Source organism: Dyadobacter fermentans DSM 18053 (assembly GCF_000023125.1).
GTDB lineage: Bacteria > Bacteroidota > Bacteroidia > Cytophagales > Spirosomataceae > Dyadobacter > Dyadobacter fermentans.
In genome coordinates this window covers 6,574,453-6,587,631 of the sequence record NC_013037.1, presented here as the reverse complement: position 1 = coordinate 6,587,631, position 13,179 = coordinate 6,574,453, and the positions used below count along the sequence as shown (strand labels likewise).

The window sequence follows — 13,179 nt, the reverse complement described above, 5'->3', positions numbered from 1 at the left end:
ATGGAAGTATTATTCGTTTGACAACACGAGTTCGTCTCCCGGCGACCTGCTCAGGAAAACGTCGGGCAGGCTGAACGTCAGCAGCACGCGGGTTCCGGCCTCGCCCGTAATGCGCAATGTACCGCTCACCTCGGTCGCCAGCCCGTACATAAGGCTCATACCCAGGGAAGATACCGTATCAGGGTCAAAATCCGGCGGCAGGCCCACACCCGAGTCCTGGATCGTCAATGACACTTTCCGCTCGTCGCAGTATTTGAAACTGACATCGATTTTCCCCGCCATCGTGCCCGGAAAGGCATATTTCAATGCATTCGTGATAGCTTCGTTGAGGATGAGGCCCACCGGCGTCGCATGGGACACGTCCAGTTCGATTTCGTCCACGTCCGTCGTGAAAGATATATTTCTGTTAAAACCCAGACTATCCTTCAAATACGTCACGAGCTCTTTAATGTAAATCCTCATATTAATGGAGGATGTATTGTCCGTGAGATACAACTTCTGGTGGATCAGCGACATCGCCTCGATCCGGTGCTTGCTGTCCATCACGGCGTGCAGAGCGTCGTTGCTCAGGTACGATGCCTGCGAGTCGATCAGGCTGATGATCATCTGGAGATTATTCTTCACCCGGTGGTGGACCTCCCGGATCAGCCATTCCTTCTCTTTCAGCAAGTCCTGAAGATAACCATTCTTTTTGGCAATGCTTGTACTGTACTTTTCAATGATCCGGCTTCTGCTGTACAGCGATAGCAGCAACAACACCAGGATTACCATCGCGAAAATCGTGATATTCCTGAGGCGGTTACTTCTGATCACGATCTCGTTCCGTGAGGCAATATCCTTTTGCAAAAGCCTGATATTCTCTGATTTGAGGGCGATTTCGGCATCCTTGTTTTCGAGGTCGTACCGGGCCGCCATTACTTTCAGTTCGTACTTCGATTTTCTCTCCTGAATGGAATCGGAATACGTTTTGTACCGCGTATGGCTGGCGAATGCTTTCCGGAAATCACCGGATGCCGAGTCGGTTTTGTAGCTGACGAGGTAATATTGCTGGGAGATAAACGGGTCGTTGGCGGCGTCTTTCAACTTCTCCATTTTGGCGAGATATGCCTTGGCCAGCCTCACATTCCCGGTAAGCAGGTAAAACTCCACCGCGTCGTAGTAAAGGTGCGTGTTGAATGCCAGGTTCCCCTCCCGCTCGTACTGCATGCATTTATCCAGGTAATACTTCGCTTTCGGAATGTTTTTGGATTTGATAAAAAACATCCTGAGATCTTCCTCGATCGTATACCGCACGAAGGGCGTTATTTTGCTGTAATTCTTCACCAGGAATTTTTCCAGAAAAGCAATCTGCGCATTCATTCTAGCGCCGCGCTTGATACTCAAATCAATGATATTGCCCAGGATCTGCACCGTCCCGTCGTCCCATTGGTTTTTGATAGAGAACATCAAAGCTTTTTGGAGCAATTCGAGCGCGGTTTCCAGCCTGTCGAGCTTCGAATAGGTCACGGCCAGCCGGTTGTAAGTCGTAGCCGCCACCATAGACGAGTCTTTCAACTCCGTAGCCGTCTTCACGGCAAGGTGCCCGTAGTTCAGCCCGTTCTTCAAATCGCCGGTGGCCGTATAAATATGTCCGATCAGGTTGTATACCGATTGCAAGTTCTTATGCCCGATCGCCTGATAGAGCGTTATCGCCTTTCGCAGCGAAATAATGGCATCGGTGGCATTTTCCTGCAATTGATACAAGTCGCCCAGCTCCACGTAGGCGGCAGCTTCATTCACCGTATCCTTCGCTGCGGCAAAGCGCGCAATCGCCTCCTGCACGATCCGGAGGCGCTCGTTCATGCCCGGCCCGGCCCAATCATAGTAATGCCGCAGTTCCATCAGCGCGAGCCCTTCACTCCCCGTCAATCGGGCCTTCCGGTACACGGCAATGGCTTCTTTCAGTTTTTGCAAGCCCACCTCTTTCCGCCCCGATTCCTTTTCGATCTGGGACATCAGGAACAATATATCACCCGCCAGCCTGTGCGAACGAAGCTGCCGGTTAATCTCCATGGCCGCCTGCGCGTACTTCCGGGCATTGTCCATATCCTCCTGATCCTCGCCGGGTTTCAGCAGGTAAAATTCTCCCGTTTCAATCAGCTTGTCCGCTTTCTCCTGCGGGGTTTTCGCCAGTTCCACTTGTCGCCGCAGTGCGGCCAGCGAAGGGGGGCTTTCAACCGCTTTTGCGAGTTGCGGAAGAAGCAATGCCAGCACCGTCAAAAACCATGCAGCGCCCGAATACCGCCGTGGTACCGCAGGGGTGGTTATTTTTTCGCTAAGTATCCGTTTCACTGGCTAAGATTTTCTGGAAGGTAGTTTAATGTCGTCGACAATCTCGGTTCTGGCAAATAAGACACAGGTTTCTATCGCATCCATCAGCTCCGCTACATTGCCCGGCCAATCGTATTCTTTCAGCATCCGGATGCTCTTTTCCGAGAACCGCAGTGCATGCCCTCTGCCCGATTTTTCTGCAAAATATTCCAAAAAATGGGTTGCGATCAACTCGATATCGTCGATCCGTTCGCGCAAAGCCGGCAGCCGGATGCAACATGCATTCAGCCGGTAATACAAATCGAGCCTGAACCTGCCTTCGGCGATCTCTTTTTCGAGGTCGCGGCTGGTGGCGACAATCACGCGTACATCCACACGCACCGGCTGGCGCCCTCCTACCCGTTCCATTTCGTGCCTTTGCAGGACATTGAGCAGTTTGAGCTGGATTTCAAAAGGCATTTCCCCGATTTCATCCAAAAACAGGGTACCGCCCTCGGCCTGTCCGAAACGGCCGGTGCGCGCATTGCCGGGCCCACCGTTTTCAAATCCGAACAGCTCTCCCTCCATCGACCCGGCCGAGAAGCCCGCGCAATTCACCTTGATGAAAGGCCCGTCACTCCTGGCCGACAATGCATGAATGCCCCCGGCGACCTGCTCCTTACCGGTCCCGCGTTCGCCGCGGATCAGCACCGACGAGTCGGTCGCCGCAAAAGCCACCGCCAGGTCCAGCACGTGCAGAAACAGGTGACTTTCGCCGATCATCGCGCCCAATGGCCCGGGAATCGGGACTTTATTGGAGATCAGTTCAATACCCTCGTCAAGCCGCACCTGAGGGAAACCGGGCATCACATGCCGGGTCATTTCCTCCACCGCATGCTGCAAGGCGGGCTGCACCTTCCGGCACAGTTCAAGGTGCCGCTCGTTAAAAGCATCATTACGACCACTATATAATGACAAAAAGAAATATCTGCCGTCCAACGAAATCTTCGGCAAAGGGAAAAGCAGGTTGGAATGCATATCAAAAGTCTTGCCGACCAGCGAACGGATGCCGCTTTCCTGGCATGCGATCTGAAACTGGACCGCATTGAAAAACACCGGGCTCGTCCTGAGCTTAATCGCAGCCATGCTGGCCACCATCCTGGCCGGATTAATTCTGCTCACGGTTTGAAACCCTTCCGAATCCATAACCTGGTATTCATCGAAACCGGTCCGCAGGAAGTGCAACGCATTAAATGGCATATAAACTGGCCCGATAAAACCGACAGCCACATAGTCGAACGAAATAAATTGCTGCAATGCCCTTACCAGGCACAGCATCCGCTCCGGCCACGGGCGGCGGGCGCCCGCCAGGCGGTCGAGTTCGCCGGTGAATGCGGCCTCTTTCCGCCAAAGCGCCTCCCTGCTGCTTTCGTGAAGATAGCGCGCAATGCCGATAGCCGCCAGCAAGTCCTTTTCCCGGAATGGCTTCACGACAAACCCGCTGGGGCCGGTTTCCCGGGCGGTTTTGAGTACTTCCTCATTGGAGTTGGCGGACAAGTAAATGAACGGAATGTTCTGGCGGTTCAGCAACCTGGCCAGGTCTACGCCTGTTTTTTGTCCTGCCAGAAAAATATCCACCAAAACGATTTCCGGGTGATCCTGCCTGATGGCTTCTTCGGCACTTTCGAACGTCCTCGCGATACCCGTCACCTCGTATCCTGCGCGCGTGAGCAGGATTCTGAGATGGTTTGCTTCTACAAAAAAATCCTCCACGATAAGTATCTTCTGCTTCATAGGCCGGGTTTGGATGAACGGGATGGTCCGCACGCGGGAAAGCCGTGCATAACCATGCCTGCTACCACCTTAAATCCTGTTTCCAAACCGAGCCATTGACGCAAAGCACATTAGCCAAACCAGCGCTTCGGCCCGCACCGCGGGAAGGCCGCGTTTCTGCGAAATATCGTTACCCGCCTCGCACATTTACGATATTTCGTAAAAAACAGGAATACGCCTGAAAGAATAAACCACTGATTCACAACCGGGTAGAAATCTGGTACAACTTTATCAGAACAGGTCAAAAATGTGATCTCGATGAAAAGTCAATTCCCCCGGATTCTGGCGGTACTCCTGTGCTGCCTGGCGGCACGGCAAGGGTATACGCAAACTGCCGATCTGATCATTCGCAATGGCAAGATCGCGACCATGGCCAGGGCGGGCGAATTCGTAGGCGCCGTTGCCATTAAGGATGGCCTGATCCTCGCAACCGGCCCTGAAAAGCAATTGGTTTCGGCACACAAAGGCCCTCGGACGAAGGTGATCGACGCGAAGGGCCGGACGGTAATTCCCGGGCTGAACGACAGCCACATCCATATCATCCGCGAAGGACTGAACTATAATGCCGAACTGCGCTGGGACGGGATCAGGAGCCTGAAAGAAGCCATGCGCATGCTCAGCGAACAGGCTAAGAGGACGCCGCCGGGCGTCTGGATCAAGGTGGTGGGCGGATGGAATGAGTTTCAGTTCGAAGAAAAACGGCAACCGACGCTGGCAGAAATCAACGAAGCCGTCCCCGACAAGCCGGTATTCATTTCCTATCTCTACGGAAAAGCATTCCTGAACCGCGCGGGGATCCTGGCGCTGGGTTACGACAAAAACACGCGGTATGAAGGCAGCCTGGTGGAGCTCGACGGCGAAGGAAACCCGACAGGCATGCTCTTCGCCAAGGAAACCCCCAAGGCCATTTATACCACACTCGCATTAACCACCCGGCTCTCACCGGAAGAACAGCTCAACAGTACAATGCATTTTTACCGGGAGCTAAACCGCTTCGGGCTCACATCGGCAGCCGATGCAGGCGGAGGCGGCCACAGCTACCCGGCCGACTATGCCGCCGCACTACAACTGGCAAAAGCCGGGAAACTGACCATTAGAACATCCTATTTCCTGTTCTCACAAGTGAAAGGAACCGAATTGCGGGATTATGAAAAATGGCTGGAAACCACCTATCCCAACCACAACGACCACCTGTTCCTCGCCAACGGTTACGCGGCGGAAGGCGCCGGTGAAAACCTCGTAGCCTCCGCGGCCGATTTCGAAAATTTCCTCGAACCCCGTACCATCCTGTCCGACACGATGGAGGCGGACCTGGAACCGGTAGTCCGGCTGTTGGTCAAAAACCGATGGCCGTTCCGCCTGCACGCCACATACGGCGAATCGATCGAACGGATGCTGGCTGTATTTGAAAAAGTGAATGCGGATACGCCTTTCAATGGCCTCCGCTGGTTTTTCGACCATGCCGAAACCATCACAGACGCGCAGCTCCAAAGGGTCAAAAAGCTGGGCGGCGGCATTGCTGTTCAATTCAGGATGTATTTCCAGGGTGAATTATATCAAAAACTGTACGGCCAGCCGGTGCGCCAGCTGCCTCCCATCCGGCAAATGCTTTCCCTGCGCATTCCCGTGGGCATGGGCACCGACGCGACGAGGATCACCTCCTACAACCCGTGGATGGCCATGCATTGGCTGCTAACCGGCAAAACCATCGGCGGCGAGCAGTTCTGGCCGGAAGATCAGGCGCTCGACAAGTTCACCTCCCTGCAACTATTCACAGCCGGCAGCGCCTGGTTTACCGGAGAGGAGCATTTGAAAGGAAAGCTGGTGCCCGGCATGTACGCCGACCTGGCCATTCTTTCGGATGACTACTTTTCCCTCCCGCCCGATCGCGTACGCGACCTCGAATCTGACCTAACGATCGTGAACGGCAAAGTGGTGTACGCATCGTCGTCTTTCCCGGAATATGCCGTCCCGGCGCCGCCGGTAATCCCCGAATGGTCGCCCATCCGGCATTTCGGCGGGTATCCGCGCAGCAAATGAAATTCGGAGCGGGGTTGGTATGCTTGCTAATGGGCTCCGGCCTGCAATATTTGCACGCGCAACCATTCCAGCCCCTGCGTTATGACGAAGATTACGGTTATTTACAAAAAGACTCGGCGCGGGCCACATTGAAATTCATTCCCGTTACAAAAAACCACAGATCGTACCTCAGCGTCGGAGGGAGCTTTCGCACCCAGTATTTTCATGTCATCAACGATAGCTGGGGCGGGTTTGAAGACCGGAATTACGATTACCTGCTTTCCAGGTACCTCAGCCATCTCGACTTCCGCGCCGGCGCCCGCTTCCGGCTCTTCACCGAAATACAGGGCGGCCTCGCCTACTCCAAACCCGAAACAAGCGCCACCGACCAAAACACGCTGGATCTCCATCAGGCATTTGCGGAGATGACCATACAGGATTCTAATGCATTGAAATTAACTTTACGACTGGGCCGACAGGAACTGCTCTACGGATCGAGCCGCCTGATTTCCGTTCGGGAGGGGCCTAACACCCGCCAGGCCTTTGACGCGGCGAAGCTGCTCATAAAAACCGCCCGTTTCCGGTCGGATATCTTCTACGCGCATTACGTGCAGGCACGGAAGGGAGCGTTCGATGACCGTTTCAGCAGCAATACGAGATTGTGGGGATGGTATAATGTGCTTACCCAAATACCGGTTTTGCAAAACATCGACTGGTATTACCTCGGTATCCGTCGGTTGCATGCGCGGTTTGCCAATACAGCCGGCACCGAAATGCGGCATTCCATCGGCATGCGCTGGTGGGGCGGATCGGCGGCATTTCAATACGACCTGGAAGCGGTGTTCCAAACGGGCCGCATCGGGGAATCGGCGATCCGCGCCTGGACGGCCTCCGTACACATGAACTATCGCATGACCGATCTGTTTGGCAAGCCCAGGCTCGGGCTCAAAACCGAGCTCATCAGTGGTGACGCCCAAGCCGCGGACGGGTTGCTGGGCACATTTAATCCGTTGTTCCCCCGCGGCGCATATTTCGGGCTGGCGGCATTGGTCGGCCCGGCTAACCTGATCGACATCCACCCCGATATCAGCGTCATGATTCACAAGAATATATCGCTCGGGATCGATTGGGACACATTTTGGCGGTACAGTACCCACGACGGACTTTATGGGCCTACCGGTGCATTGGTATTTCCGGGACACGGCATATCCGGGCGGTTTATCGGCAACCAATATGCGGCGAGCGTTTCAGCTGAGCCGGGTGCGCACGTCAGCCTGGGGCTGGAATGCACGTGGTTTGTGCCAGGGGAATATGTAAAAAAGGTCAGTCCGGGCAAACAGATCGTCTTCACCGGCATTACTGCGCAGTTCAAATTCTGATATGGAGTACTGCCAACCGGCTGAAACACCGAAACTGACAATGTTCGCCGGAGTACTTGCATTTACACGACCACGCCGGCTTCCTACTTTTGGGCATCAACTTACCTCAACCTCTGTAACCATGAAGAACATCATACTTACCGGGAGCAGCAGCGGATTCGGCCGGATTACCGCCCAGGTCCTCGCCAAAGAAGGATACCACGTGTTCGCAACCATGCGAAACCCCAAAAGCAAAAACCAGCTGATTGCCACCTATTTATCCGAATGGGCATTGAGCAACCGCCTGATGCTGACAGTGGTGGAACTGGACGTGACCGACGAAGACTCCGTCGCCAACGCGATGGCCGAAATAGCGGAAGCCACCAACGGGCAGATCGACGTGCTGATCAACAACGCCGGCATCGGGTACATTGGCCTGAACGAAACGCTGAGCGCGGCTCAGGTCGACTGGATGTTCCAGGTGAACGTAGTCGGCGCCGACAGGATGATCAAAGCCGCGCTTCCGTATATGCATGAGCGTAAGGAAGGACTGATCATCAACGTCTCCACCATCGCTTCGCGGATGCCTATTCCAAACATGGGGATATTTTCGGCTACCAAAGCTGCATTGGAGGCACTCACGATCAGCTACTACTATGAACTTGCATCGGTAGGGATCGGCATTGCGCTCATTCAACCGGGCACTTTTCCTTCCACCAACATCATCGCAAACCAGTTGGAGCCGGCAAACCCGCGCGCCGAAGCGTATTACGGCGAGGAAATGGGCAACATCCGCCGGGCCCTGCTCGAAAGCTATATCCCCGGGCCGTTCAAGCCCGAATGCATCGAGGTCGCCTACGCGATACGCAACGTGATCGGCGTTCCGAGCCCGTTCCGCAGCTTGTGGACCATCGTGCGCGGCGGGTTCAAAGAACAGTCCGTCCGGTATTTCAACCAGGCGACGAGGGAGTTGGTAGACAGTTTCCTGGAAGTCACCGGCGTGGTTTACGACGCCGAATAAGCACAAATCAAGCATTACCTCAATCCATTTTTACAAGCAAGTCAATTTATCAATCCCAATTTTCTTACTATGAAAACCAAGCTAACCTCAATGTTAATAGTGACCCTGTGTGCCATTTGCAATGCATTTGCCCAAAAACCGGCCGCCACGCTGCTCACGCCCACCAACCATACGCTCGTCATGATCGACCATCAGAGCCAGATGGCATTCGCGGTGAAGAACATCAGCATCGAGCAGCTCAGGGACAATGTGGCGCTCGTGGCAGGCGGTTCGAAGATTTTCAAAGTGCCGACGGTGGTGACCACAGTAGCCGAAAAAACGTTCAGCGGACCTGTTTTCCCGGAAATACTCTCGGTGTATCCACCGGTTTCCTCGGGCTATGTCGACCGCTCGACGATGAACCCCTGGGAGGACGCCGGCGCGCACAAGGCCATCACTGCAAAAGGGCGTAAAAAGCTGGTCATGACAGGGCTATGGACGGGCGTTTGCGTGGCTTTGCCCGTGCTTTCGGCCATCCAGGAAGGGTACGAGGTGTATGTCATCACCGATGCGAGCGGCGACCTTACCCTCGAAGCCCACGAAATGGCCATTCAAAGAATGATCAAAGCAGGGGCGATTCCGATGACCTCCGCGCAATATGTGCTCGAATTGCAGCGCGACTGGGGCCGCGCCGATACCTACGATGCGGTAACCAGGTTGTTCCATGATTTCGGGGGAGCTTACGGGATCGGGCTGCAATATGCCAAAGCGGCTCTCAAACACTGACCGGTAATGGACGCTCTGCTACTCTTCACGCGCGTCGCCATCGCGACCCTGATGATCTCCGTGCATGCCGCCGGCAAACTCCACCTGGTGCTTGCCGGCCAGGCCGACACTTTCCCTTCCGTATTCGGCTTGCCGTCCGCCTTTTGCCTTTACCTGGCGTTCTCAGCCGAGCTGATCGGCTCGCTACTCATCCTCATTGGCCTCTGGACGCGAACAGCCGTGCTCCTGCCGGGCGTCATTATGCTTGTGGTGATATTTATCGTGCTGGCCGATGCCCCCTTTACCGAAAAAGAAGAGCTTGCCATGCATTACCTGCTGACTTACGCGGTACTGTTTGTACTCGGCAGCGGCCGGTATTCGATCGACTACTGGTGGAAAGCCAGGAAATTCGAAAACGGGCGCATTGCCATGAGATGAAAGCGCCGATTCGTTATGAAAAAGCCGGACGATGATCACACCGTCCGGCTTTTTAGCGCTCTCAACCCAGGCACACTTCCTTTTTTCTGAAATCTGAAAAGCTTTCGCCGGTCATGATCCGGAAGAACTTGCTGAATGTCGACGGATCTTCGAATCCCAATTCAAATCCGATTTGTTTTGCATTCAGATCAGTCGTCATACCCTTCCGCTTTGCCTCCAACACCACACGCTGATGAATGTGGTGCCGGGCGGAAAAGCCTGAAACTTTCTTGGAAATTTCGCTCAGGTAATTGGGCGTGATTGCCAGTTCCGATGCGTAATAAAACACCTGCTTTTGCGTCCGGAAATGCGCGTCGATTTTAGATATAAACTTCCGGAAAACGATGTCGGGGTTTCTGAATGCCAAACCTTCCGGGGTCTGGTCATTTGAATGCGGGATGTAGGAAATTAACAGGGCGAGTAATGCGCCCAGCATTTCGTTTTTATTGTCTTCGCAACGCGCCATTTCGAGTAAAATAATTTCAAAAATTTCGTTGATTTCTCTCGCAGTTTCTTCGTCGAATGTCACGACTTCTGCATGCTGTAAACGTGTGAAATAACCGGCTTTGCCCGCTTCATCAATGAAACCATCACCCGCCGTAAGCAAATCCAATGAGAAAGTAATTTTTTTACCAATCAATTCAGTTTCCGCGTTGATCTGGTGGATCTGGCCCGGCAAAACGAAAAACAGGGTATTTCCGGAAAAATTTGTTTTCAAAAAGTCGATCGTGATATTCCCTTTCCCTTTTCCAATCCAATATAGCTCAATCACCTGCTGAATGGGGCCGGTCAGGTGCGGCGTTTTCAATGCATAACCATTATCCAGGGTCTGTGCATTGAAAATGGGTAATGCTACATTTTCCATCGCTTGGTATTTAGAAATGTTGATAGGTTCTTTTGAAATCGGTAAATGTCATCCCCGCGCCGGCACTGAAAAATTTGCTGAAATGTGCCATGTCACTGAATCCCAGGCGCGCCGCAACTTCCTTCATGCTCTCCTGCGAATGCATGGCGGCGTGTTTCGCTTTTTGAAGCAGGCTGTGCTGCACGAGCCGGCCAGGCGTGTCGCCCAGGGTATTGCGGATGATCGCATTGAAAGACATCGGACTGATGGCTAACTCGTCGGCGAGGAGCTTCACGGCATGGCGCGCACAATCCTGCGAGCACAGCAGTTCCGTAAACCGCTCGACGATCCGGCCCTGCGCGGAAATGTGTGCAGCCGCCTTCCTGAGCGCATATTGCCTTGAAATCTGTACAATCAGGACTTTCAGTAAAGCGAGGTTGCGGTCGGTTCCGCAGGCATCCTGCCGGCCCGATTCCTCCATCATTTTTTCCAGCGTCCGCACCATCGCGCGGTGCGAAACGGCATCGGCAATGGCCACCCGTTCGCCGGACGCAAGCGAACTTACCGCTCCGAAAGGTTGCAGATGCTGGCATCTCAGCACGAGTATCGCCTCTTCGGAAAAACTGATACTGTACCCCGCAGTGCTCTGCATCTTGTGATCGGACACGCTTCGGGGGGAAAGGATACACAGGCTTGCATCCATGTGGGTGGAATACTCCTGCGGGACCCAGATATGGTAGGCATTCGGCTGGCACCGGGAAACCCAGGCAGCTCCTGCGCTGATGTATTTTACCTGGATCAGGTTTCGGTTTATCGGATCGGAATTGGTTTTGTGTCTCATCATTAAGGGATTTAAGTGTTGAAATACTTAAAAAACACCAGCCACTGTACCGATAAAACAGCATGTGGCTGGTAACCTGCATTTGTATTTAATGCGTGGTTGATTTTAACTGCCTATTTCGGTTCGAGGACCAGGAATGGCTTACCTGCATCGCCCAGAAAATAGATCAGCAATTTCGCAGGTTTCGTCTTGCTAAGGTTTTTGGTGCCGTTGTGCAGGCCGTCGGGCTGCTCGTAGAAAGGATCGCCTTTTTTCAGAATTGATTTTTCTCCTTCAAAAGTAATTTCGATTTCCCCCTCCAAAACATAGCCGAATAATGCAATGGGATGCCGGTGAGGAGGCGACACTTCGCCCGGCGCATAAGTGACAATTCCCATGCGTACTTCCTTGCCTTCGAAGCCGAGCATATCCAGCTTCTTTTGGTAAATTACTTTGGGCCCCAGCGCGCCATGACTCCCGCCGGAATGCTGCCCGATCGCGTAAGTTGAAATCAATGAGGTTAAGAGAAACGTCGCAATAGTCTTCATAAATTTTTGGATTTGGATTATGGTAAAAATTCAGGTCACTTGAAGCATGGACCCACTTGCTTTTTTGCCTGTACATAGCAATGCATATACCAATCACACAATCCTTTTATTATCAACTATTTAAATAATAAATTACCTTAAAAAATCACCGATATTTCGTCAGACGGTTGACCGGACTACGATATATCGTGGCTAGACGGGCGGGCTTTTATCCGTATTTACAGGAGCCGCGCGTCCGCATCCGCAGCAGCGGCCAATCGTTTGATTTGCCGTAATAGCGTGTCGCCTATCGTGTTTTGACGAAATACAGTCAGAAAATGATTGGCAGCATCTCACTTACTTCATTGACCAGCAACCACTTAAATGTTTGGCATTATAATAACAGCTATCATTATCACAACACGATTCTTAAAACTTCATAAATTCAAAATCATGAAAATTGTAATCATTGGCGGTACAGGGCTGATCGGGTCAAATGTGGCGAAAAAACTGCGTCAGCAAGGTCACACGGTCATTGCGGGCTCGCCCTCTACGGGTATAAACGCCCTCACCGGCGAGGGGCTTTCCGATGCGCTGGAAAACACAGACGTCGTGATCGACCTTTCCAATTCGCCGTCGTTCGAAGAGGAGCCGGTGATCCGGTTTTTTGAAACGGTAGGCCGGAATATCCTTGCTGCCGAAATCCTCGCGGGCGTGAAGCACCACCTCATCCTTTCCATTGTGGGCACGCATTTGCTTGGCAACATGGGCTACATGCGGGCGAAAATGATTCAGGAGGATTTGGTTAAAAAATCCGGTCTGCCGTATACGATCATCCGTTGCACACAGTTCCAGGAATTTGTGCCGGCCATTGCCGCAGGTTCCACCCAGGGCAGCGAAGTGCTTATTTCCGGTACGGATTTCCAGCCGATCGCCGCCGAGGACGTGGCGCAGTTTGTGTCGCGTTTCGCGGTTGCCGAGCCTGCCGGGGGCATTGTCGAAATTGCCGGCCCCGACCGTGCACCTATGAGCCAGTTTGTCAAAGCATATATCGAGGCAACGGGCGACCCCAGAACGCTTGTAGCCAATGACAGAAGCGAATATTTCGGCGCTACCGTGCCGCAATCGGCCCTGGTGCCGGAAGGCAAGGCCCTGCTGGGCGAAATCCCCTTTGCCCAGTACCTGCAATCGCTGACAGCGAAGGTGTGACCAGCTCCCGCCGTGCATTCACTGTATTTCGCGACCGT

At 53.4% G+C, this 13,179-nt stretch carries 11 protein-coding genes; 6 read left to right on the top strand and 5 right to left on the bottom strand.

Going from position 1 to position 13,179, the window contains the following annotated elements:
- Positions 1 to 9: 9 nt before the first annotated feature.
- On the bottom strand, positions 10 to 2,331 hold the full coding sequence (locus DFER_RS27215; RefSeq protein WP_041735566.1) for a tetratricopeptide repeat-containing sensor histidine kinase: 2,322 nt from the start codon (positions 2,329 to 2,331) through the stop codon (positions 10 to 12).
- A gap of 3 nt (positions 2,332 to 2,334) precedes the next feature.
- Positions 2,335 to 4,083, bottom strand: a complete 1,749-nt coding sequence (locus DFER_RS27210; protein WP_015814889.1) for a sigma 54-interacting transcriptional regulator — start codon at positions 4,081 to 4,083, stop codon at positions 2,335 to 2,337.
- Positions 4,084 to 4,380: 297 nt separating this feature from the next.
- Here DFER_RS27210 and DFER_RS27205 point away from each other — a divergent pair, with 297 nt between their 5' ends.
- The 5 genes from DFER_RS27205 to DFER_RS27185 all read left to right on the top strand — a co-directional run bounded on the left by DFER_RS27205 (position 4,381) and on the right by DFER_RS27185 (position 9,702).
- Positions 4,381 to 6,162 (top strand): amidohydrolase, encoded by a 1,782-nt coding sequence (locus tag DFER_RS27205; RefSeq protein WP_015814888.1) that lies wholly within the window; start codon positions 4,381 to 4,383, stop codon positions 6,160 to 6,162.
- Positions 6,159 to 7,520 (top strand): alginate export family protein, encoded by a 1,362-nt coding sequence (locus DFER_RS27200; protein WP_015814887.1) that lies wholly within the window; start codon positions 6,159 to 6,161, stop codon positions 7,518 to 7,520. The genes DFER_RS27205 and DFER_RS27200 overlap by 4 nt, the downstream gene beginning before the upstream one ends.
- Before the next feature lie 121 nt (positions 7,521 to 7,641).
- Positions 7,642 to 8,520 carry an SDR family NAD(P)-dependent oxidoreductase gene (locus tag DFER_RS27195; RefSeq protein WP_015814886.1) on the top strand — a complete coding sequence of 293 codons (879 nt, stop codon included), beginning with the start codon at positions 7,642 to 7,644 and terminating at the stop codon, positions 8,518 to 8,520.
- Between the two features lie 90 nt (positions 8,521 to 8,610).
- Positions 8,611 to 9,285 carry a hydrolase gene (locus DFER_RS27190; RefSeq protein ID WP_222837293.1) on the top strand — a complete coding sequence of 225 codons (675 nt, stop codon included), beginning with the start codon at positions 8,611 to 8,613 and terminating at the stop codon, positions 9,283 to 9,285.
- 6 nt (positions 9,286 to 9,291) lie between these two features.
- Positions 9,292 to 9,702, top strand: a complete 411-nt coding sequence (locus DFER_RS27185; RefSeq protein ID WP_015814884.1) for a DoxX family protein — start codon at positions 9,292 to 9,294, stop codon at positions 9,700 to 9,702.
- Between the two features lie 61 nt (positions 9,703 to 9,763).
- On the opposite strand, the gene DFER_RS27180 is transcribed toward DFER_RS27185, so the two are convergent.
- The 3 genes from DFER_RS27180 to DFER_RS27170 all read right to left on the bottom strand — a co-directional run bounded on the left by DFER_RS27180 (position 9,764) and on the right by DFER_RS27170 (position 11,953).
- Complete coding sequence (locus DFER_RS27180; protein WP_015814883.1) at positions 9,764 to 10,606, bottom strand: helix-turn-helix domain-containing protein; 843 nt, start codon at positions 10,604 to 10,606, stop codon at positions 9,764 to 9,766.
- A gap of 10 nt (positions 10,607 to 10,616) precedes the next feature.
- Positions 10,617 to 11,429, bottom strand: a complete 813-nt coding sequence (locus tag DFER_RS27175) for a helix-turn-helix domain-containing protein (RefSeq protein ID WP_015814882.1) — start codon at positions 11,427 to 11,429, stop codon at positions 10,617 to 10,619.
- A gap of 110 nt (positions 11,430 to 11,539) precedes the next feature.
- Complete coding sequence (locus DFER_RS27170) at positions 11,540 to 11,953, bottom strand: cupin domain-containing protein (protein ID WP_015814881.1); 414 nt, start codon at positions 11,951 to 11,953, stop codon at positions 11,540 to 11,542.
- Between the two features lie 432 nt (positions 11,954 to 12,385).
- Here DFER_RS27170 and DFER_RS27165 point away from each other — a divergent pair, with 432 nt between their 5' ends.
- Complete coding sequence (locus DFER_RS27165) at positions 12,386 to 13,141, top strand: SDR family oxidoreductase (protein WP_015814880.1); 756 nt, start codon at positions 12,386 to 12,388, stop codon at positions 13,139 to 13,141.
- Positions 13,142 to 13,179 lie beyond the last annotated feature (38 nt).